Origin of the sequence: Klebsiella sp. GN_Kp190 (assembly GCF_040061795.1) — a bacterium.
In the GTDB taxonomy this organism is placed as follows: Bacteria; Pseudomonadota; Gammaproteobacteria; order Enterobacterales; family Enterobacteriaceae; genus Klebsiella; species Klebsiella michiganensis.
On sequence record NZ_JBEAFN010000009.1, the window covers coordinates 78,115 to 99,304 of the forward strand.

General features: G+C 56.3%; 18 protein-coding genes. All 18 read left to right on the plus strand.

The window, feature by feature from the left end; genetic code table 11:
- The 18 genes from nuoB (at position 1) to ABLU67_RS06675 (ending at position 21,157) form a co-directional block, all read left to right on the plus strand.
- A complete protein-coding gene (nuoB, locus tag ABLU67_RS06590; protein WP_002913178.1) occupies positions 1-675 on the plus strand; it encodes an NADH-quinone oxidoreductase subunit NuoB in 675 nt (224 codons plus the stop codon).
- Positions 676-761: 86 nt separating this feature from the next.
- On the plus strand, positions 762-2,570 hold the full coding sequence (gene nuoC / locus ABLU67_RS06595; RefSeq protein WP_004104077.1) for an NADH-quinone oxidoreductase subunit C/D: 1,809 nt from the start codon (positions 762-764) through the stop codon (positions 2,568-2,570).
- 2 nt (positions 2,571-2,572) lie between these two features.
- On the plus strand, positions 2,573-3,073 hold the full coding sequence (gene nuoE, locus ABLU67_RS06600; protein WP_004104075.1) for an NADH-quinone oxidoreductase subunit NuoE: 501 nt from the start codon (positions 2,573-2,575) through the stop codon (positions 3,071-3,073).
- Positions 3,070-4,407, plus strand: a complete 1,338-nt coding sequence (gene nuoF, locus ABLU67_RS06605) for an NADH-quinone oxidoreductase subunit NuoF (protein ID WP_004852841.1) — start codon at positions 3,070-3,072, stop codon at positions 4,405-4,407. Before nuoE ends, nuoF begins: the two co-directional genes overlap by 4 nt.
- Positions 4,408-4,439: 32 nt before the next feature.
- A complete protein-coding gene (nuoG, locus tag ABLU67_RS06610) occupies positions 4,440-7,166 on the plus strand; it encodes an NADH-quinone oxidoreductase subunit NuoG (protein WP_025106677.1) in 2,727 nt (908 codons plus the stop codon).
- Positions 7,163-8,140 (plus strand): NADH-quinone oxidoreductase subunit NuoH, encoded by a 978-nt coding sequence (nuoH, locus tag ABLU67_RS06615; RefSeq protein ID WP_004104068.1) that lies wholly within the window; start codon positions 7,163-7,165, stop codon positions 8,138-8,140. Before nuoG ends, nuoH begins: the two co-directional genes overlap by 4 nt.
- A 14-nt stretch (positions 8,141-8,154) precedes the next feature.
- Positions 8,155-8,697 carry an NADH-quinone oxidoreductase subunit NuoI gene (gene nuoI / locus ABLU67_RS06620; RefSeq protein WP_004104066.1) on the plus strand — a complete coding sequence of 181 codons (543 nt, stop codon included), beginning with the start codon at positions 8,155-8,157 and terminating at the stop codon, positions 8,695-8,697.
- A gap of 10 nt (positions 8,698-8,707) precedes the next feature.
- Positions 8,708-9,262 (plus strand): NADH-quinone oxidoreductase subunit J, encoded by a 555-nt coding sequence (gene nuoJ, locus ABLU67_RS06625; RefSeq protein ID WP_014230252.1) that lies wholly within the window; start codon positions 8,708-8,710, stop codon positions 9,260-9,262.
- The gene (gene nuoK, locus ABLU67_RS06630) at positions 9,259-9,561 is read left to right on the plus strand and encodes an NADH-quinone oxidoreductase subunit NuoK (protein ID WP_004104062.1); all 303 of its coding nucleotides are present in this window, start codon (positions 9,259-9,261) and stop codon (positions 9,559-9,561) included. The genes nuoJ and nuoK overlap by 4 nt, the downstream gene beginning before the upstream one ends.
- Positions 9,558-11,399, plus strand: a complete 1,842-nt coding sequence (nuoL, locus tag ABLU67_RS06635) for an NADH-quinone oxidoreductase subunit L (protein ID WP_025106678.1) — start codon at positions 9,558-9,560, stop codon at positions 11,397-11,399. The genes nuoK and nuoL overlap by 4 nt, the downstream gene beginning before the upstream one ends.
- Positions 11,400-11,562: 163 nt before the next feature.
- Positions 11,563-13,092 carry an NADH-quinone oxidoreductase subunit M gene (gene nuoM, locus ABLU67_RS06640; RefSeq protein WP_004104059.1) on the plus strand — a complete coding sequence of 510 codons (1,530 nt, stop codon included), beginning with the start codon at positions 11,563-11,565 and terminating at the stop codon, positions 13,090-13,092.
- Positions 13,093-13,098: 6 nt separating this feature from the next.
- Complete coding sequence (nuoN, locus tag ABLU67_RS06645) at positions 13,099-14,556, plus strand: NADH-quinone oxidoreductase subunit NuoN (RefSeq protein WP_004852828.1); 1,458 nt, start codon at positions 13,099-13,101, stop codon at positions 14,554-14,556.
- A gap of 200 nt (positions 14,557-14,756) precedes the next feature.
- Positions 14,757-15,308, plus strand: coding sequence for a tyrosine-type DNA invertase (locus ABLU67_RS06650; protein WP_025106679.1), 552 nt, complete (start codon positions 14,757-14,759; stop codon positions 15,306-15,308).
- Positions 15,309-15,733: 425 nt separating this feature from the next.
- Entirely contained in the window at positions 15,734-16,270 is a 537-nt protein-coding gene (locus ABLU67_RS06655; protein ID WP_014230249.1) for a fimbrial protein, read from the plus strand.
- A 62-nt stretch (positions 16,271-16,332) separates the two neighbouring features.
- A complete protein-coding gene (locus ABLU67_RS06660; protein ID WP_048260671.1) occupies positions 16,333-16,995 on the plus strand; it encodes a molecular chaperone in 663 nt (220 codons plus the stop codon).
- Between the two features lie 30 nt (positions 16,996-17,025).
- On the plus strand, positions 17,026-19,575 hold the full coding sequence (locus ABLU67_RS06665; protein ID WP_048260673.1) for a fimbria/pilus outer membrane usher protein: 2,550 nt from the start codon (positions 17,026-17,028) through the stop codon (positions 19,573-19,575).
- A 19-nt stretch (positions 19,576-19,594) separates the two neighbouring features.
- The gene (locus tag ABLU67_RS06670; protein ID WP_057173169.1) at positions 19,595-20,635 is read left to right on the plus strand and encodes a fimbrial protein; all 1,041 of its coding nucleotides are present in this window, start codon (positions 19,595-19,597) and stop codon (positions 20,633-20,635) included.
- Positions 20,636-20,647: 12 nt separating this feature from the next.
- A complete protein-coding gene (locus ABLU67_RS06675; RefSeq protein ID WP_025106683.1) occupies positions 20,648-21,157 on the plus strand; it encodes a fimbrial protein in 510 nt (169 codons plus the stop codon).
- The last annotated feature ends 33 nt before the right edge of the window (positions 21,158-21,190 follow it).

A 21,190-nucleotide genomic window follows, 5' to 3' on the forward strand; every position in this document is an offset into this window, starting at 1 on the left:
ATGGATTATACGCTCACCCGCATCGATCCTAACGGTGAGAACGACCGTTACCCCCTGCAAAAACAGGAGATCGTAACCGACCCCCTGGAGCAAGAAGTCAATAAAAGCGTGTATATGGGGAAACTCGAACACGCCTTGCATGACATGGTGAACTGGGGCCGTAAGAACTCAATCTGGCCTTACAACTTCGGCCTTTCTTGCTGCTACGTGGAAATGGTGACGTCATTCACCGCGGTGCATGACGTTGCGCGCTTTGGTGCAGAAGTATTACGTGCCTCCCCGCGTCAGGCTGACCTGATGGTGGTTGCCGGCACCTGCTTTACCAAAATGGCGCCGGTCATTCAGCGTCTTTATGACCAGATGCTGGAGCCGAAGTGGGTTATCTCGATGGGCGCATGCGCCAACTCCGGCGGAATGTACGATATTTACTCTGTCGTCCAGGGCGTGGATAAGTTTATTCCGGTCGATGTTTACATCCCGGGCTGCCCGCCGCGTCCGGAAGCTTATATGCAGGCGCTGATGCTGCTGCAGGAATCCATTGGTAAAGAACGCCGTCCGCTCTCGTGGGTGGTTGGCGATCAGGGCGTGTACCGCGCCAATATGCAGTCGGAACGCGAGCGTAAACGCGGCGAACGTATTGCAGTGACCAATCTGCGGACTCCGGACGAGATTTAACTTGCGCCTGCGGGCGGGATAAAAACTTCGCAAATCAATCTACTACAGCGCGAAGCCTCGCCGGCAGTCACCACGGACCTTTTGCAATGGTGAACAATATGACCGATTTAACCGCGCATGACGCCGCACCAGCCTGGCAAACCCGCGATCACCTTGATGACCCGGTGATCGGCGAACTGCGCAACCGTTTTGGGCCGGATGCCTTTACCGTTCAGCCAACCCGCACCGGCGTTCCGGTGGTTTGGGTGAAGCGTGAACAGCTGCTTGAGGTGGGTGATTTCCTGAAGAAATTGCCGAAGCCTTACGTGATGCTGTTTGACCTGCACGGCATGGATGAACGTCTGCGCACGCACCGCGACGGTTTACCCGCCGCGGATTTTTCCGTTTTCTATCATCTGATTTCCATAGACCGCAACCGCGACATCATGCTCAAGGTTGCCTTGTCTGAAAACGATCTGCATCTGCCGACCTTCACCAAACTGTTCCCTAACGCCAACTGGTATGAGCGTGAAACCTGGGAGATGTTTGGCGTGACCTTCGATGGTCACCCGAACCTGCGCCGCATCATGATGCCGCCGACCTGGGAAGGTCACCCGCTGCGTAAAGACTACCCGGCGCGCGCCACCGAATTTGACCCGTTTGAGCTGACCAAAGCCAAACAGGATCTGGAAATGGAAGCGCTGACCTTCAAACCGGAAGAGTGGGGCATGAAGCGCGGGACCGAAAACGAGGACTTCATGTTCCTTAACCTCGGCCCGAACCACCCCTCCGCTCACGGTGCGTTCCGTATTATTCTGCAGCTTGATGGCGAAGAGATCATCGACTGCGTGCCAGATATCGGCTACCACCACCGCGGCGCCGAGAAAATGGGCGAGCGCCAGTCCTGGCACAGCTACATTCCGTATACCGACCGTATTGAATATCTCGGCGGCTGCGTTAACGAAATGCCTTACGTGCTGGCGGTTGAGAAACTGGCGGGGATAACCGTGCCGGATCGCGTCAACGTGATCCGCGTGATGCTCTCCGAGCTGTTCCGTATCAACAGCCATCTGCTGTACATCTCCACCTTTATTCAGGACGTCGGGGCGATGACGCCGGTGTTCTTTGCCTTTACCGACCGTCAAAAGATCTACGATCTGGTGGAAGCGATCACCGGTTTCCGTATGCACCCGGCCTGGTTCCGCATCGGCGGCGTCGCGCACGACCTGCCCCGCGGCTGGGATCGCCTGCTGCGCGAATTCCTCGAGTGGATGCCGAAGCGTCTGGATTCCTATGAGAAAGCCGCGCTGCGCAACACCATCCTCATCGGTCGTTCGAAAGGGGTTGCCGCCTACAACGCGAAAGAAGCGCTGGAGTGGGGCACCACCGGCGCGGGCCTGCGCGCGACCGGCATCGGCTTCGACGTACGTAAATGGCGTCCCTATTCTGGCTATGAAAACTTCGACTTTGAGATCCCGACCGGCGGTGGCGTCTCCGACTGCTACACCCGCGTGATGCTGAAAGTGGAAGAGCTGCGCCAGAGCCTGCGAATTCTTCAGCAGTGCCTCGATAACATGCCGGAAGGCCCGTTCAAGGCGGATCATCCGCTGACGACGCCGCCGCCAAAAGAGCGCACGCTGCAGCATATCGAAACCCTGATTACGCACTTCCTGCAGGTTTCCTGGGGCCCGGTCATGCCGGCGCAAGAATCCTTCCAGATGATTGAAGCGACCAAGGGTATTAACAGTTACTACCTGACCAGCGACGGCAGCACCATGAGCTACCGCACCCGCGTGCGCACGCCAAGCTTCGCGCACCTGCAGCAGATCCCGGCCGCTATTCGCGGCAGTCTGGTCTCCGACCTGATTGTCTATCTGGGTAGTATCGATTTTGTTATGTCAGACGTGGACCGCTAATTATGCACGAGAATCAACAACCACAAACCGAGGCTTTTGAGCTGAGTGCGGCAGAGCGTGAGGCGATTGAGCACGAGAAGCACCACTACGAAGACCCGCGTGCGGCGTCCATTGAAGCGCTGAAGATCGTTCAGAAGCAGCGCGGCTGGGTGCCGGACGGCGCAATCTACGCTATCGCCGATGTGCTGGGGATCCCGGCCAGCGACGTAGAAGGCGTTGCGACCTTCTACAGCCAGATTTTCCGCCAGCCGGTGGGCCGTCACGTGATTCGCTACTGCGACAGCGTGGTGTGCCACATCACCGGGTTCCAGGGCATTCAGTCGGCGATTGAGAAGAAGCTGGATATCAAACCGGGTCAAACCACCTTTGATGGCCGCTTCACCCTGCTGCCGACCTGCTGCCTGGGCAACTGCGACAAGGGGCCGACCATGATGATTGATGAGGACACTCACAGTTATCTGACGCCGGAAGCGATTCCTGACCTCCTGGAGCGGTATAAATGAAAACCATTATTCGTACTGCCGAAACCCATCCGTTAACCTGGCGTCTGCGCGACGACAAACAGCCGGTATGGCTGGATGAATACCAGAGTAAAAACGGCTACGCCGGGGCGCGTAAAGCGCTCTCCGGCATGGCGCCGGATGAAATCGTCACTGCGGTAAAAGACGCTGGCCTGAAAGGGCGCGGCGGCGCGGGCTTTTCCACCGGTCTGAAGTGGAGCCTGATGCCGAAAGACGAGTCCATGAACATCCGTTACCTGCTGTGTAACGCTGATGAAATGGAGCCGGGCACCTATAAAGACCGCCTGCTGATGGAACAGCTGCCGCACCTGCTGGTGGAAGGCATGCTGATCTCCGCGTTCGCGCTGAAAGCCTGGCGCGGCTATATCTTCCTGCGCGGCGAATATATCGAAGCGGCGCAGCATCTGCGCCGGGCCATTGCCGAAGCGACCGAAGCGGGCCTGTTGGGTAAAAATATCCTTGGTACCGGTTTTGACTTCGAACTGTTTGTGCACACCGGGGCAGGGCGCTATATCTGCGGCGAAGAAACCGCACTGATTAACTCCCTCGAAGGCCGCCGCGCCAACCCACGTTCGAAGCCGCCGTTTCCGGCCAGCTCCGGCGTCTGGGGCAAACCGACCTGCGTAAACAACGTTGAAACCCTGTGCAACGTCCCGGCGATTCTGGCCAACGGCGTCGAGTGGTATCAGAACATTTCGACCAGTAAAGACGCCGGCACCAAGCTGATGGGTTTCTCCGGCCGCGTGAAGAATCCGGGCGTCTGGGAGCTGCCGTTCGGCACCACCGCGCGCGAGATCCTCGAAGAGTACGCGGGCGGCATGCGCGATGGCCTGAAGTTCAAAGCCTGGCAGCCGGGTGGCGCGGGCACCGACTTCTTGACCGAAGCGCATCTCGACCTGCCGATGGAATTCGAAAGCATTGGTAAAGCGGGCAGCCGTCTGGGCACCGCGCTGGCGATGGCGGTTGACCATGAGATTGGCATGGTGCCGCTGGTACGCAACCTGGAAGAGTTCTTTGCCCGTGAGTCCTGCGGCTGGTGTACGCCTTGCCGTGACGGTCTGCCGTGGAGCGTGAAAATTCTGCGCGCTCTCGAGCGCGGCGAAGGCCAGCCGGGTGATATCGAGACGCTTGAGCAACTGTGTCGATTCCTCGGTCCGGGTAAAACCTTCTGCGCGCACGCGCCGGGTGCGGTTGAGCCGCTACAGAGCGCGATTAAATATTTCCGCGAAGAATTCGAAGCTGGCATTAAACAGCAGTTCAGCAATACCCATGCAATCAACGGGATTCAGCCGAACCTGCTTAAGACGCGCTGGTAATCTAAAGGTTTTTTTATTTTGGAAGCACGCTAATGGCTACGATTCATGTAGACGGCAAAGAGTACGAGGTCAACGGAGCGGACAACCTGTTAGAAGCTTGTCTCTCTCTGGGTCTTGATATTCCTTACTTTTGCTGGCATCCGGCGCTGGGAAGCGTTGGTGCTTGCCGCCAGTGTGCGGTGAAGCAATATCAGAACGCGGAAGACACGCGTGGCCGCCTGGTGATGTCCTGTATGACACCGGCATCCGACGGCACTTTTATTTCCATCGACGACGCAGAAGCGAAGCAGTTCCGCGAAAGCGTAGTTGAGTGGCTGATGACCAACCACCCGCACGACTGTCCGGTATGCGAAGAGGGCGGCAACTGCCACTTACAGGATATGACCGTAATGACCGGTCATAGCTTCCGTCGCTACCGCTTTACCAAGCGTACCCACCGCAACCAGGATCTGGGGCCGTTCATCTCTCACGAAATGAACCGCTGCATCGCCTGCTACCGCTGCGTTCGCTACTACAAAGACTATGCCGACGGTACCGACCTGGGCGTCTACGGCGCTCACGACAACGTCTACTTTGGCCGTCCGGAAGACGGTACGCTGGAAAGCGAGTTCTCCGGTAACCTGGTGGAAGTCTGTCCGACCGGCGTCTTTACCGATAAAACGCACTCCGAGCGCTATAACCGTAAGTGGGACATGCAGTTTGCGCCAAGCATCTGCCAGCAGTGTTCCATCGGCTGTAACATCAGCCCCGGCGAGCGCTACGGCGAACTGCGTCGTATCGAAAACCGTTATAACGGTACTGTTAACCGCTACTTCCTCTGCGACCGCGGTCGTTTCGGCTATGGCTATGTCAATCTGAAAGATCGTCCGCGTCAGCCGGTTCAGCGCCGCGGCGACGATCTGATCACCCTCAACGCCGAACAGGCGATGCAGGGGGCGGCAGATATCCTGCGCCAGTCGAAGAAGGTGATTGGTATCGGCTCCCCGCGCGCCAGCATTGAAAGCAACTTTGCGCTGCGCGAGCTGGTCGGCGCCGAAAACTTCTATACCGGCATCGCGAAGGGCGAACAAGCGCGCCTGCAGATGATGCTGAAAGTGCTGCGCGAAGGCGGTATTCATACCCCGGCGCTGCGCGAGATCGAATCCTACGATGCGGTGCTGATCCTCGGTGAGGACATCACCCAGACCGGCGCGCGTATCGCGCTGGCGGTGCGTCAGGCGGTGAAAGGCAAAGCGCGTGAAATGGCGGCGGCGCAGAAAGTCGCCGACTGGCAGATCGCCGCGATCCTTAACATCGGCCAGCGCGCGAAGCATCCGCTGTTCGTGACCAATATCGACGACACGCGTCTTGATGATATCGCCGCATGGACCTACCGCGCGCCGGTGGAAGATCAGGCGCGTCTAGGCTTCGCCATCGCCCACGCGCTGGACGATAGCGCGCCGGCGGTCGAAGGGCTGAGCAGCGAGCTGAAAGGCAAAATCGACGTGATCGTTCAGGCGTTAGCCGGAGCGAAAAAACCGCTGATTGTTTCCGGAACCAACGCCGGCAGCATCGAGGTGATTCAGGCCGCCGCCAACGTGGCGAAAGCCCTGAAAGGCCGCGGCGCTGACGTTGGCGTGACCATGGTCGCCCGGGCAGTGAACAGCGTAGGACTCGGGATGATCGGCGGCGGCTCGCTTGAAGAGGCGCTGAGCGAACTGGAGACCGGTAACGCCGATGCGGTTATCGTGCTGGAAAACGACCTGCACCGCCACGCTTCAGCCGCCCGCGTTGACGCGGCGCTGGCGAAAGCGCCGCTGGTCATGGTGGTTGACCATCAGCGTACCGCGATTATGGAAAAAGCGCATCTGGTGCTCTCCGCGGCAAGCTTCGCGGAAAGCGACGGTACCGTGGTCAACAACGAAGGTCGCGCCCAGCGCTTCTTCCAGGTTTACGACCCGGCCTACTACGACGCGAAAACCGTGATGCTGGAAAGCTGGCGCTGGCTGCACTCATTGCACAGCACCGTTAACAATCGCCAGGTTGACTGGACGCAGCTGGACCACGTGATTGACGCCGCCATTGCCGCGCTACCGCAGCTGGCCGGTATCAAAGACGCCGCGCCGGATGCAACCTTCCGCATTCGCGGTCAGAAGCTGGCCCGTGAACCGCATCGCTATAGCGGTCGTACGGCGATGCGCGCCAACATTAGCGTGCATGAACCCCGTCAGCCGCAGGATAAAGACACCATGTTTGCCTTCTCCATGGAAGGGAACAACCAGCCGTCCGCGCCGCGCTCGCAAATTCCCTTTGCCTGGGCTCCGGGCTGGAACTCCCCGCAGGCGTGGAACAAGTTCCAGGATGAAGTGGGTGGTAAACTGCGCCACGGCGATCCGGGCGTGCGTCTGATTGAAGCCTCCGCCAGCGGTCTTGAGTACTTTACCGCGGTACCGGCAAGCTTCCAGGCTGAAGAAGGGAAATGGCGTATCGCGCCTTACTATCATCTGTTCGGCAGCGACGAGCTGTCGCAGCGTGCTCCGGTATTCCAGAGCCGCATGCCGCAGCCGTACGTTAAGCTGAACCCGGCAGATGCCGCGAAGCTTGGCGTGAACGAAGGGGCGATGGTTTCCTTCAGCGTTGATGGCCAGGCGCTTAGCCTGCCGCTGGTAATCTCGGCGGGGCTGACGGCAGGGCAGGTTGGCTTACCGATGGGCATGCCAGGGATTGCACCGGTGCTGACCGGAGCGCGTATTGATACTCTGCAGGAGGCGAAAGCATGAGTTGGTTAACTCCCGATCTCATCGACATTCTGTTAGGCATCCTTAAAGCGGTGGTGATTCTGCTGGTGGTGGTGACCTGCGGCGCGTTTATGAGCTTTGGCGAACGTCGTCTGCTGGGCCTGTTCCAGAACCGTTACGGGCCTAACCGCGTGGGCTGGGGCGGTTCGCTGCAGCTCGTCGCCGACATGATCAAAATGTTCTTTAAAGAGGACTGGGTTCCGCGCTTCTCGGATCGCGTGATCTTTACTCTGGCGCCGGTGATTGCCTTTACTTCGCTGCTGCTGGCCTTCGCCATTGTGCCGGTCAGCCCGACGTGGGTGGTGGCCGATCTGAACATCGGGATCCTGTTCTTCCTGATGATGGCAGGTCTGGCGGTCTATGCGGTGCTGTTCGCCGGCTGGTCGAGCAACAACAAATACTCGCTGCTTGGCGCGATGCGTGCTTCTGCCCAGACCCTGAGCTACGAAGTGTTCCTCGGGCTTTCCCTGATGGGCGTGGTGGCGCAGGCCGGTTCATTCAACATGACCGATATCGTCAACAACCAGGCGCATCTGTGGAACGTCATCCCTCAGTTCTTCGGCTTCGTGACCTTTGCGATTGCGGGCGTAGCGGTATGTCACCGTCACCCGTTTGACCAACCGGAAGCGGAACAGGAGCTGGCTGACGGTTATCACATCGAATACTCCGGCATGAAGTTCGGTCTGTTCTTCGTCGGTGAATATATCGGGATTGTTACCGTATCGGCGCTGATTGTGACGCTGTTCTTCGGCGGCTGGAATGGCCCATGGTTACCTCCTTTCATCTGGTTCGCGCTGAAAACCGCGTTCTTTATGATGATGTTCATTTTGATCCGCGCATCATTACCGCGTCCGCGCTATGACCAGGTAATGTCCTTTGGCTGGAAGGTATGCCTGCCGTTAACGCTGATCAACTTGTTGGTAACGGCGGCTGTCATTCTCTGGCAGGCGCAATAAGGGGTGAATTGACCATGACCTTAAAAGAATTATTGGTAGGGTTTGGCACCCAGGTCCGCAGTATCTGCATGATCGGGATGCACGCCTTTGCCAAACGTGAAACTCGGATGTACCCGGAAGAGCCGGTATATCTGCCGCCGCGCTACCGTGGCCGCATCGTGCTGACGCGCGATCCGGACGGCGAAGAGCGCTGCGTTGCCTGTAACCTGTGTGCGGTAGCCTGTCCGGTAGGCTGTATCTCTCTGCAAAAAGCGGAGACCAAAGACGGCCGCTGGTACCCGGAGTTTTTCCGCATCAACTTCTCGCGCTGCATTTTCTGCGGCCTGTGCGAAGAAGCGTGCCCGACCACGGCGATTCAGTTGACCCCGGATTTTGAGCTGGGCGAATACAAACGTCAGGATCTGGTGTACGAAAAAGAGGATCTGCTGATTTCCGGTCCGGGTAAATACCCGGAATATAACTTCTACCGGATGGCGGGTATGGCAATCGACGGCAAAGATAAGGGCGAAGCAGAGAACGAAGCTAAGCCTATCGACGTCAAGAGCCTGTTACCGTAAGGAGAGGGCAATGGAATTCGCTTTTTATATCTGTGGCCTGATAGCCATCCTCGCAACCCTGCGGGTGATCACCCACACCAATCCGGTGCACGCGCTGCTGTACCTGATCATTTCGCTGTTGGCGATCGCCGGGGTGTTCTTCTCCTTAGGGGCTTATTTCGCCGGTGCGCTGGAAATTATCGTCTACGCCGGGGCCATCATGGTGCTGTTCGTGTTCGTGGTGATGATGCTCAACCTGGGCGGCAGCGAAATCGAGCAGGAGCGCCAGTGGCTGAAACCTGGGATCTGGATCGGTCCGGCCATTCTCGCAGCGGTACTGCTGGTGGTTATCGTTTACGCCATCCTTGGTATTAACGATCAGGGTATCGACGGCGCGGCGATTAACGCCAAAGAGGTCGGTATTGCGCTGTTTGGTCCGTACGTTCTGGCGGTGGAGCTGGCCTCCATGCTGCTGCTCGCGGGCCTGGTTGTTGCCTTCCATATCGGCCGTGAAGAGCGCGTCGGGGAAGTGCTGAGCAACCGTCCGAACGACAGCGATAAAAGAAAAACGGAGGAACACGCATGATCCCCTTAACACATGGACTGATCCTCGCCTCTGTCCTGTTTGTCCTCGGCCTGACGGGGCTGGTCATCCGCCGCAATCTGCTGTTTATGCTGATTAGCCTGGAGATCATGATCAATGCCGCGGCGCTGGCTTTCGTGGTTGCAGGGAGCTACTGGGGCCAGACCGATGGCCAGATAATGTATATCCTCGCCATCACCCTCGCCGCCGCGGAAGCGAGTATCGGCCTGGCGCTGCTGCTGCAGCTCCATCGTCGTCGCCAGAACCTGAACATCGATTCAGTAAGTGAGTTGCGCGGATGAACATGCTTGCCTTAACCATTCTTTTGCCATTGATTGGCTTTGTTTTGCTGGCCTTCTCTCGCGGCCGCTGGTCGGAAAACTTATCCGCCACCGTGGGGGTAGGCTCGGTAGGCCTGGCGGCGCTGGTCACGGCGTTTGTCGGCGTTGACTTCTTCGCCAACGGCAAACAGGCGGTCAGCGTGCCGCTGTGGACCTGGATGTCGGTGGGCGACTTCAACGTCGGCTTCAACCTGGTGCTGGACGGTCTCTCTCTGACCATGCTGTCCGTGGTGACCGGCGTCGGCTTCCTGATCCATATGTTCGCCTCCTGGTACATGCGCGGCGAAGAGGGCTACTCCCGCTTCTTCGCCTATACCAACCTGTTTATCGCCAGCATGGTGGTTCTGGTGCTCGCTGATAACCTGCTGCTGATGTATCTCGGCTGGGAAGGCGTGGGCCTGTGCTCCTATCTGCTGATCGGCTTCTATTACACCGATCCGAAGAACGGCGCGGCGGCGATGAAAGCCTTTGTGGTGACCCGCGTCGGCGACGTGTTCCTGGCGTTCGCGCTGTTCATTCTCTACAACGAGCTGGGCACCCTGAACTTCCGCGAAATGGTTGAACTGGCGCCTGCGCACTTCGAAGCCGGTAATAACATGCTGTGGTGGGCAACCCTGATGCTGCTGGGCGGCGCGGTGGGTAAATCCGCGCAGCTGCCGTTGCAGACCTGGCTTGCGGACGCGATGGCCGGCCCAACCCCGGTCTCCGCGCTGATCCACGCCGCCACCATGGTGACCGCCGGCGTCTACCTGATTGCGCGTACCCATGGCCTGTTCCTGATGACCCCGGAAATTCTGCATCTGGTGGGTATCGTCGGAGCGGTAACGCTGGTGCTGGCAGGCTTCGCCGCGCTGGTGCAGACCGATATCAAACGCGTGCTCGCGTATTCCACCATGAGCCAGATTGGCTACATGTTCCTCGCGCTCGGCGTGCAGGCGTGGGATGCGGCGATTTTCCATCTGATGACCCATGCGTTCTTTAAAGCGCTGCTGTTCCTGTCGTCCGGTTCGGTGATTCTGGCCTGCCACCACGAACAGAATATCTTCAAGATGGGCGGCCTGCGTAAGTCTATTCCGCTGGTATACGTCTGCTTCCTGGTGGGGGGCGCGGCGCTGTCCGCGCTGCCGCTGGTGACGGCGGGCTTCTTCAGTAAGGATGAGATTCTGGCGGGCGCGATGGCGAACGGTCATCTGAATCTGATGGTTGCCGGCCTGGTCGGGGCGTTTATGACCTCCCTGTACACCTTCCGTATGATTTTCATCGTGTTCCACGGCAAAGAACAAATTCACGCTCACGCAGGGAAGGGGATTACCCATCATCTGCCGCTGATTGTGCTGCTGGTGCTCTCGACCTTTGTTGGCGCGCTGATTGTGCCGCCGCTGGAAGGCGTACTGCCGCAGACCACCGAGCTTGAACACGGACGCGTCATGACGCTGGAAATTGCCTCCGGGGTGATTGCTATCGCCGGTATTCTGATTGCCGCCTGGCTGTGGCTGGGTAAACGCACGCTGGTGACGTCGATTGCCAACAGCGCGCCGGGTCGTCTGCTCGGTACCTGGTGGTACAACGCCTGGGGCTTTGACTGGCTGTATGACAAAGTGTTCGTTAAGCCGTTCCTCGGCGTGGCGTGGCTGCTGAAGAGCGATCCGCTGAATGCCCTGATGAACATTCCGGCGATCCTTTCCCGTTTCGCAGGCAAAGGCCTGGTGGTGAGCGAGAACGGCTATCTGCGCTGGTATGTGGCTTCTATGGGCATCGGCGCTGTCGTGGTGCTGGCGCTGCTGATGGTATTGCGTTGAGTTTGAGGATTGTGGGCGTTGTCGGTTAACCCGACTTACAAGCAGTAGGCCCGGCAAGCATAGCGCTGCCGGGCAATAACACCCGCAATCCGAAGTGAATTTTCTGTGAGAATTCGTTGAAAATCGGTCCTGAACGGGACTTTAACAAGGAATAAAGATCGCCATGTTATTACCCTGGCTAATATTAATTCCCTTCATCGGCGGCTTCCTGTGCTGGCAGACTGAACGCTTTGGCGTGAAGATGCCGCGCTGGATCGCGCTGATCACTATGGGATTGACGTTTCTGCTTGGCCTGCAGTTGTGGATGCAGGGCGGCTATTCTCTCACGCAATCTACCGGTATTCCGCAGTGGCAGTCGGAATTCGTGATGCCGTGGATCCCGCGATTCGGGATTAGCATTCATCTGGCTATCGACGGTCTGTCGCTGCTGATGGTGGTGCTGACCGGGCTGCTGGGCGTGCTGGCGGTGCTCTGTTCATGGCGCGAAATCGAGAAATATCAGGGGTTTTTCCATCTTAACCTGATGTGGATCTTGGGCGGCGTGATCGGCGTATTCCTGGCTATCGACCTGTTCCTGTTCTTCTTCTTCTGGGAAATGATGCTGGTGCCGATGTACTTCCTGATCGCGCTGTGGGGCCATAAGGCTTCCGACGGTAAAACGCGTATCACGGCGGCAACCAAGTTCTTCATTTATACCCAGGCGAGCGGTCTGGTGATGCTGATATCCATCCTGGCGCTGGCGTTTGTTCACTTCAACGCTACCGGCGTATGGACCTTCAACTATGAAGAGCTGCTGAAGACGCCGATGTCCCACGGCGTGGAATACCTGCTGATGCTGGGCTTCTTTATCGCTTTCGCGGTAAAAATGCCGGTGGTTCCGCTGCACGGCTGGCTGCCGGATGCGCACTCTCAGGCGCCGACCGCGGGTTCCGTTGACCTCGCGGGGATCCTGTTGAAAACCGCGGCCTACGGCCTGCTGCGCTTTGCGCTGCCGCTGTTCCCGAACGCTTCCGCCGAATTTGCCCCCATCGCGATGTGGCTGGGCGTCATCGGTATCTTCTACGGCGCGTGGATGGCCTTCAGCCAGTACGATATCAAGCGTCTGATTGCTTACACCTCCGTTTCCCACATGGGCTTCGTGCTGATTGCTATCTACACCGGCAGCCAGCTGGCTTATCAGGGCGCGGTGATTCAGATGATTGCTCACGGTCTGTCCGCTGCCGGCCTGTTTATTCTTTGCGGTCAGCTTTACGAGCGTCTGCATACGCGCGATATGCGTCAGATGGGCGGTCTGTGGAGCAAGATCAAGTGGCTGCCTGCGCTGTCGATGTTCTTTGCGGTCGCGACCCTCGGGATGCCGGGTACCGGTAACTTCGTCGGCGAATTTATGATTCTGTTCGGCAGCTATAAAACCGTGCCGGTGATTACCGTTATTTCGACCTTTGGTCTGGTGTTCGCTTCCGTGTACTCGCTGTCGATGCTGCATCGCGCGTACTTTGGTAAAGCAAAAAGCGAAATCGCCGCGAAAGCGCTGCCGGGAATGTCCCTGCGTGAACTGTCGATCATCCTGCTGCTGGTCGTTCTGCTGGTGCTGCTGGGCTTCTTCCCGCAGCCGATTCTGGACACCTCGCACTCTGCGATGAGCAACATTCAGCAGTGGTTTGTTAATTCTGTTTCTACTACAAGGCCGTAATTCGCCATGACAATAACTCCACAACAACTGATCGCACTGCTACCGCTGCTGATCGTCGGCTTGACGGTGGTGGTTGTGATGCTCTCCATTGCGTGGCGACGCAATCATTTCCTCAATGCCACGCTGTCGGTTCTCGGCCTGAACGCCGCGCTGATATCACTCTGGTTCGTGGGTCAGAACGGAGCGATGGACGTCACGCCGCTGATTCGCGTTGACGGTTACGCGATGCTCTATACCGGGCTGGTGCTGCTGGCGAGCCTCGCCACCTGTACTTTCGCCTACCCGTGGCTTGAGGGTTACAAGGACAACAAAGAAGAGTTCTATCTTCTGGTGCTGATCGCCGCGCTGGGCGGTATTCTGCTGGCGGGCGCTAACCATCTGGCAGCGCTGTTCCTCGGCATTGAGCTGATTTCGCTGCCGCTGTTCGGCCTGGTGGGCTACGCCTTCCGCCAGAAACGTTCGCTGGAAGCCAGTATCAAATATACGATTCTGTCCGCCGTTGCCTCTTCGTTTCTGCTGTTCGGTATGGCGCTGGTGTATGCCAACTCCGGTAACCTCTCCTTCCTGGCGCTCGGTAAGAGCCTGACGGATGGCATGCTGCACGAGCCGCTGCTGCTGGCTGGTCTCGGTCTGATGATTGTCGGTCTCGGCTTTAAGCTGTCGCTGGTGCCGTTCCATCTGTGGACGCCGGACGTATACCAGGGCGCGCCTGCTCCGGTTTCCACCTTCCTGGCGACCGCCAGTAAAATCGCCATCTTTGGCGTGGTCATGCGCCTGTTCCTCTATATGCCGGTGGGCGACAGCGAGGCGGTACGCGTGGTGCTGGGCCTGATCGCCTTTGCTTCGATTATCTTCGGGAACCTGATGGCCCTGAGCCAGACCAATATTAAACGTCTGCTCGGCTACTCTTCCATTTCTCATCTTGGCTATCTGCTGGTGGCGCTGATTGCTCTGCAGAGCGGTGAGATGTCGATGGAAGCGGTGGGCGTTTATCTGGCAGGGTACCTGTTCAGCAGCCTCGGCGCGTTTGGCGTGGTGAGCCTGATGTCCAGCCCGTACCGCGGCCCGGATGCCGATTCGCTCTACTCCTACCGCGGCCTGTTCTGGCATCGTCCGATTCTGTCGGCGGTAATGACGGTGATGATGCTGTCTCTTGCCGGTATTCCGATGACCCTGGGCTTTATCGGTAAGTTCTACGTGCTGGCGGTGGGCGTGCATGCGCACCTGTGGTGGCTGGTCGGCGCGGTAGTGGTGGGTTCAGCGATTGGCCTCTACTACTACCTGCGCGTGGCGGTGAGCCTCTATCTGAGCGCGCCGGAGAAACTGAATCGCGATGCGCCGTCTAACTGGCAGTACAGCGCCGGAGGCATCGTGGTGCTCATCTCCGCGCTGCTGGTACTGGTGCTGGGCGTGTGGCCGCAGCCGCTCATCAGCATCGTACAATTGGCTACGCCGTTGATGTAATGCTATCTTTAGCAGAGAAAAGGATCGCTTCGGCGGTCCTTTTTTTATCTACGCAAAAGCGCCAGGCGCTTTCTTTACTCTTTTTCGTATTATTCATGCTTTTTATCATATTAATCTCACTTTACGTTTCCACTCATCCTCTTATTTTCCGTACTATTATTACTACGCACGCTATTGTGTTTTGTAGATGGAGAAAGTGAATGAAAACAAGACGTAAGCATTTGACTGTCGGGGAGGTTCAGCGTTTGGTTGAAGCGGCCAGGCGGGGAGCAAACCCGGAGCGCGATGTCTGTTTACTGTGGATGTGTTTTAATCATGGTTGTCGAGTGAGCGAAATTCGTCACTGGAAGCTCTCTGATATCGATATTCAAAGCGGGGTCATTTATATTCGTCGACTGAAGAACGGCTTTTCAACCACTCATCCTATTTATAAACAAGAGGTAAAGGTACTCAACGAATGGCTGCGCGTGCGTGATAATTATCCCGGAAATAATTCTGGCTGGCTCTTTCTGTCACGAAATGGCCAGCCTTTATCCCGACAGAGAATATACCAGATGATGAAGAACCTGAGCCTCGTCGCCCAGCTGGAAATCAACGCGCATCCGCATATGCTGCGCCACGCATGCGGTTTCGCGCTGGCTAATAAGGGGGTGGATACGCGATTAATTCAGGACTTTCTTGGACACCGGAATATTCAGCACACGGTTATCTATACAGCCAGTAACGATGCGAGGTTTAGAGAAGTTTGGTAAACGGAATAGTCATTTTGTATCAAACTGACTCCTATGCTATCCACAGGTAGTAACAATGTCAATTTATGATTAACAATATTTTTTACTATTATTTTCATATAGTTATATTAAGTATAGGTGTCATTTATTTTTTAATTGTTTTAATTGGCTTTATGTATGGTTTGTTCCGCCTCTCATTCTTTAGCTTTTTATCGTGTTTATTGGGATTTTTCCTGATAAATATGAAATCAAAAACGCCTTCCCTGGCAATTTATATTCTAATTAATTGAAGTGGTCATATTGATACATAATGACCACTTCAAAATATTATATCCATTTCATGGGTCAATGTTTTGTTGCGTTATTAATATCAAACGTAAATAAAAGGATGCGCAGGGTATTGCGCTTATAAGTTAATGCATCGACTGCATTGAAAAGGATAAATCATGAAAAAAACATTACTTGCTGCTGTTGTCGCCGGTTGCGCGGCGTTCTCTGGTGCTGCGCTGGCGGATGACGGTCAGGTGAAGTTTATCGGCGATATTATCGATGCGGGCTGCGACGTGGTGAACGACCTGTCCAACCCGCTGGAAGTTCAGATGGGGCAGATTGCCAAGACCGCGTTTAGCGGTACGGGGTCTACTGCGGCTGAACAGAATTTCGCGATTAAACTGGAAAACTGCCCGACTACCGTCACCAAAGCATCGGTACTGTTCTCCGGCGCTAACGTCAACGGTGATAATGATAAACTGCAGCTGACCGGAGCGGGTACCGATCCTGCCGTTGCCGAAGGCGTGGCCCTGCAGCTGGTTGACGCCAGCAGCAACGCGACGCTGCCGCTCTATACGCGTTCTGCCAGCCTGACCATCCCCGCTACCGGCAATATCGATCTGCCGTTCCGCGTCCGTTATATCCAGACTGAAAGCACTATCGTTGCGGGTAAAGCTGACGGTACAGCCAACTTTACCATCAGCTATAACTAATTTTCCGTCTATATGACAGTGTTAGCGAGCCCTATGTGGCTCGCTTTTCCAGGGAGCTGGAGATGCAAAAATACCTGAAAGTGCTAATAGCTGGATGGCTGTTGGTCGGCGCTGCGGCGCATGCGGGCGTGGTGACCGGCGGTACTCGTCTGATTTATCCCGGCGGTAAAAAAGAGTCCTCACTGAGCGTAACTAATAATGATGCTACGCCTTATCTCATTCAAAGCTGGGTTGAAAGTAATAAGGGCGCAGCCCCTTTTCTGTTAACGCCGCCTTTATTTCGCCTTGAGGGCGAGCAGCAAACCCGACTGCGGGTAATTTACAGCGGCGGCTTACCGGAAAATAAAGAAAGTATGTTCTGGATGAACATCAAAGCGATTCCCTCCTCGCAGGCTAAAGCCGGCGCCAATACCCTACAGATCGCTATCAAAACGCGCATCAAATTAATTTATCGACCTAAATCCGTTGAGGGAACGCCGGAGATGGTGACGGAGCAGCTTCGCTGGACGCGCAGCGGCAATACGCTACAGGTCATGAATCCCACCGCCTTTTATATGAATTTTGCCGAGGTCAAAGTGGGGGGCGCCGAAGTTAAAGAGGCCAATTGGGTGGGGCCGGGGGAAACGGCGCGCTTTCAACTGCCGGGCGTCAGCGCGGGCGCTTTGCAGTGGAAACTGATTAACGATTATGGCGGTACCGGCGCGCTGCACCACGCGACTTTGTAGAGGCTTTCAGGCCAGGGAGTTCCAGGGAAAATGAAAAATAATCATAATAAATGGCGGCTTAACCGGATAGCCGGCGCTCTGGCCGTTGCGCTGCTACCGCTGTGTGAAGATGTCCTGGCGCGGGAGGTTTTTAACCCGGCCCTGTTGGAAATGGACGGCCCGCATACGGGCGTCAGGGATTTATCCGCTTACGAGCAGGCTGGCGGACAGCTGCCGGGGACCTATCGGGTAGATATTTATCTTAATAACGTTTTTATGGACACCCGCGATGTGGTTTTTCAGCAGAGCAAAGGGCCGGGAATAACGGAATTACAGCCTTGCCTGACGGTAGACGATTTGGCCGAATGGGGCGTGCGCGTCTCCCAATTTCCAGAGCTGGGCCGCAGATCGCCCGGCTGCGCGGATATCAGCGTGATACCGCAGGCAAAATCTGATTTTCGCTTCAGCCAGCAGCGCCTGCTATTGAGCTTCCCGCAGGCGGCGGTGACCAGCGCCGCCCGCGGCTGGGTGGATCCGAAACAGTGGGATGAGGGGGTGCCGGCGATCCTGCTGAATTACTCCTTTAGCGGGGCAAATAACTGGTCACGTCAGAACGATACGCCGGACAGCGATAATCAATACGTTAACCTGCGCCCCGGTATCAACGTCGGGCCGTGGCGTTTACGTAACTACACGACCTGGTCGCGCAGCAGCAGCGGGGGAGAGTCCAGTAATAGTTGGGACACGGTTTATACTTATGCGCAGCGCAACATCAAATCGCTACAGGGGGTGATGACGCTGGGCGATAGCAGCACGGACGCCGACGTTTTTGAGGGTGTTCCCTTTCGCGGGGCGATGCTGGCTTCCGATGACGATATGCTGCCGGAAAGCCTGCGCGGCTACGCGCCCGTCGTTCGCGGGATTGCGCGCACTAATGCTCAGGTCATTATTCGCCAGAACGGCTATGAGATTTACCAGACCTACGTCGCGCCTGGCGCTTTTGAAATCACCGATATGTACCCGACCGGCGGCTCGGGTGATTTAGCCGTCACCATCAAAGAGGCGGACGGCAGCGAGCAGAACCTGATCGTACCTTACGCTTCGCTCCCTGTCCTGCAGCGCGAAGGGCGGCTGAAATATAGCATGACCTCCGGCGTGTATCGCGCCTACGACAACAGCATTGACGAAACGCCCCTCACGCAGGCGACGGCAATCTACGGCTTGCCCTGGGGGTTAACCCTGTACGGCGGCGGCCAGTTTAGCAGTAAGTACCAGTCGGTGGCGCTGGGAATGGGGAAAAACCTCGGTGAACTGGGCGCCGTATCGACCGATATCATCCAGGCCTGGTCGACCCGACAGGATAAAGATAAAGAGAGCGGGCAGTCGGTACGTCTGCGTTACAGCAAAGACCTCCCGGGCCTGGGGACTAACGTAAGCCTGGCGGGATATCGCTATGCGACCAGCGGTTACTGGGATATGCAGGAAGTGCTGGATACCTATCGGGATGACAACTACACGCCTTCTATTGAACGGAGGCGCAACCGCGGGGAGGTGACGATCAGCCAGAGCCTTGGCGAAGAAATGGGGTCGCTGTCGCTGAGCTATATTCGCGAAGATTACTGGAATACCGGCCGCACTATGGAGTCAGTGGGCGTCGGATACAACAATAGCTGGCGCGGCATCAGCTATAGCATGAACTACAGCTATAACCGCAATACGACCGACCAGAACACCGGTAAGCGTAATGATGAAGACCACCTCTTTGCACTGAGCATCAGCGTGCCTTTGGGGGAATGGCTACCGAAGCCGGTTTATGCCAACTACTCCCTGAACAGCAGCAAAAATGGCTCCACCAGCAACAATCTGGGCCTCTCCGGCACCTTGCTGGAGCGTAATAACCTGAGCTGGAGCGTGCAGGAAGGCTACACCAGCCAGGGAAGAGGGGAGAGCGGCAGCGTCAATGCGGACTGGCGTGCAACCTATGCTGAACTTACCGGCGGCTACAGCCATGATAAATACAGCCATCGGCTGAACTACGCCCTGCGCGGCGGAGCGCTGGTACATGAAAACGGCCTGACGCTGGGGCAGCCTTTCGGCGAAACCGTCGCTCTCATCAAGGCGCCCGGCGCCGCCGGCGTCGGCGTGAATAGCCAAACAGGGGTCAGAACCGACTGGCGAGGCTATACCGTCGTGCCTTACGCCTCGCCGTATCGTAAGAATATCCTGACGCTCGATACCACGACGATGCCGGACGATGTCGACCTCGAGTTGGCGACGCAGACGGTTGTGCCTACCCGTGGGGCGGTGGTTCGCGCAAATTATGCCACCAGCGTGGGTAACCGGGTACTGATGACGGTACGCCAGGAGAACGGGCAACCCCTGCCTTTCGGGGCCATGGTCAGCGTCCCCGGGGCGGCATCCTCTGAGCAGGCGTTCATCGTTGGCGATGGCGGACAGGTCTACCTGACCGGACTGGAATCTAACGGCGTACTCAACGTGAAGTGGGGCTCCGGGACGCAAGACCGCTGCCAGATCCACTATGCGCTGCCGTCAGCAAAAGAACTTACCGGCATTATTGTGGCCCAGGCGCAATGCCGATAATCGAAAGGATGCAGAGACAATGAAACGATTTTCATGGGGAATATTAGCGGGCCTGACGGCGCTGGCGATCGCGCCGCAGGCGATGGCGGCAACCGGGTGGTGTCAGAATACCGGTAATGGCGGGGCGCCTTTTCAGGATAGCTTTTCATTTATTGAAAGCTTTACTAATCCCTCACAAAATCAGGCCGGAATGGAGTTTTCCCGTTTGTACCACTGGAGTACCGGGGGAACCTACAAGGCAAAGTGTGACTGTGATAGTGCCAGCGGGGTGACGTATTTTAAAGCCACGGTGCCAGGCCTTACCGCGACGCAAAGCCGCAACGGATTAAATTATTACCAGCTAAATAAATACCTGGAAATTGCCACCGAGTTATTTATTGCAGGGGGTGTGAATAAGTATATTCCTACGCCGATTGAGGATAAGAGTAATCAGAATAATCAAGGTTTTGCCTGTAATCCCGGCGGCTCCATTTTTGACACAGGGTCACTGGGATATATTTCGCTTTATTTTACCCGGCCTTTTGTTGGCCAGGTGACGATCCCTCCGACGGTTATCCTGAGTGTCTACGGGACGCGAAAAACGGGCAGCTACAGCGGTATCCCCCTGACGCAAATTTCAATGAGCGGGTCGGTAACGGTTCCGCAGTCCTGCGAGATTAATACCGGTAAAGCGATTAATATTGATTTTGAGGATATTGCCGCCAACCATTTTAAAACCGCGGGCCAGATGCCGAAGGACTTCTCTCCACATGTTGTTAATATGACGGTGGCCTGTACCAATATTTCCGCCGGGGTAAAAATCGCGCTGTCGTTCCAGGGGATGGCGGATACTAACGATAGCACTGCGCTGGCGACCACCAATCGCGATATTGCGGTGCGCATTGAAAATATTACCGGCGTCAAAATACCGGTCATTTCAGGTCTGCTGCCGGTCAATTTTAATTACCCGAGTCAGACCGGGGACACCACTATGAAAATTTATCCGATTAATACCACCGGGAATTTACCCAGCGGCGGAGGCTTTACCGCTACGGCAACCATTCAGGCAGAAATTGAATAGCAGGAGTAGATAATGAAAAAGACGCTATGGCTGGCATTATTGCTGCCTGTTTTTTCATCCTCGGGCGGGATCCCTTTGAATATTACCGGCAATATTTATTATCTCCCCTGTGACGTCAGTACCGACACGAAGTATCAAGAGGTTAATTTTGGCCCGCTCCTGAATATTGACTTTCAAACGGCCGGCAACGCTTCAGAGTGGAAATCCTTTTACCTGAATGTCGAAAACTGCCCGGCGGGGACAACAAAAGCAACGGTAAAATTTGACGGCGTTATCGACGTTGATGATGCCAGACATTTTGCCAATATGGCCGCCAGCGATGCGGCGCAGAATATCGCACTGCAAATCACCAGTAGCGATCACTCTACTCTTTATAAAAATCAGGACCAGATGAGTATTGCTATCGACGGCAGTACCGGGAAAGGCGTATTCCCGCTGGCTGCCCGTTTATATTCAACCCGGGGTGGAGCAACGGTGGGTAAATTTGAGTCTATTGTACAGCTGACATTTACCTATCAGTAATTTTATAGTCAAATGGATGAAAAGGAATAACGT

What these genes read in the sequence shown, in the direction of transcription:
- nuoL (WP_025106678.1), top strand. Translation starts at nt 9,558, where the DNA reads ATGAACATGCTTGCCTTAACCATTCTTTTGCCATTGATTGGCTTTGTT.
- nuoG (WP_025106677.1), top strand. Translation starts at nt 4,440, where the DNA reads ATGGCTACGATTCATGTAGACGGCAAAGAGTACGAGGTCAACGGAGCG.
- ABLU67_RS06660 (WP_048260671.1), top strand. Translation starts at nt 16,333, where the DNA reads ATGCAAAAATACCTGAAAGTGCTAATAGCTGGATGGCTGTTGGTCGGC.
- nuoN (WP_004852828.1), top strand. Translation starts at nt 13,099, where the DNA reads ATGACAATAACTCCACAACAACTGATCGCACTGCTACCGCTGCTGATC.
- ABLU67_RS06650 (WP_025106679.1), top strand. Translation starts at nt 14,757, where the DNA reads ATGAAAACAAGACGTAAGCATTTGACTGTCGGGGAGGTTCAGCGTTTG.
- ABLU67_RS06655 (WP_014230249.1), top strand. Translation starts at nt 15,734, where the DNA reads ATGAAAAAAACATTACTTGCTGCTGTTGTCGCCGGTTGCGCGGCGTTC.
- nuoM (WP_004104059.1), top strand. Translation starts at nt 11,563, where the DNA reads ATGTTATTACCCTGGCTAATATTAATTCCCTTCATCGGCGGCTTCCTG.
- nuoB (WP_002913178.1), top strand. Translation starts at nt 1, where the DNA reads ATGGATTATACGCTCACCCGCATCGATCCTAACGGTGAGAACGACCGT.
- nuoF (WP_004852841.1), top strand. Translation starts at nt 3,070, where the DNA reads ATGAAAACCATTATTCGTACTGCCGAAACCCATCCGTTAACCTGGCGT.
- nuoK (WP_004104062.1), top strand. Translation starts at nt 9,259, where the DNA reads ATGATCCCCTTAACACATGGACTGATCCTCGCCTCTGTCCTGTTTGTC.
- ABLU67_RS06675 (WP_025106683.1), top strand. Translation starts at nt 20,648, where the DNA reads ATGAAAAAGACGCTATGGCTGGCATTATTGCTGCCTGTTTTTTCATCC.
- nuoI (WP_004104066.1), top strand. Translation starts at nt 8,155, where the DNA reads ATGACCTTAAAAGAATTATTGGTAGGGTTTGGCACCCAGGTCCGCAGT.
- nuoJ (WP_014230252.1), top strand. Translation starts at nt 8,708, where the DNA reads ATGGAATTCGCTTTTTATATCTGTGGCCTGATAGCCATCCTCGCAACC.
- ABLU67_RS06670 (WP_057173169.1), top strand. Translation starts at nt 19,595, where the DNA reads ATGAAACGATTTTCATGGGGAATATTAGCGGGCCTGACGGCGCTGGCG.
- nuoH (WP_004104068.1), top strand. Translation starts at nt 7,163, where the DNA reads ATGAGTTGGTTAACTCCCGATCTCATCGACATTCTGTTAGGCATCCTT.
- ABLU67_RS06665 (WP_048260673.1), top strand. Translation starts at nt 17,026, where the DNA reads ATGAAAAATAATCATAATAAATGGCGGCTTAACCGGATAGCCGGCGCT.
- nuoC (WP_004104077.1), top strand. Translation starts at nt 762, where the DNA reads ATGGTGAACAATATGACCGATTTAACCGCGCATGACGCCGCACCAGCC.
- nuoE (WP_004104075.1), top strand. Translation starts at nt 2,573, where the DNA reads ATGCACGAGAATCAACAACCACAAACCGAGGCTTTTGAGCTGAGTGCG.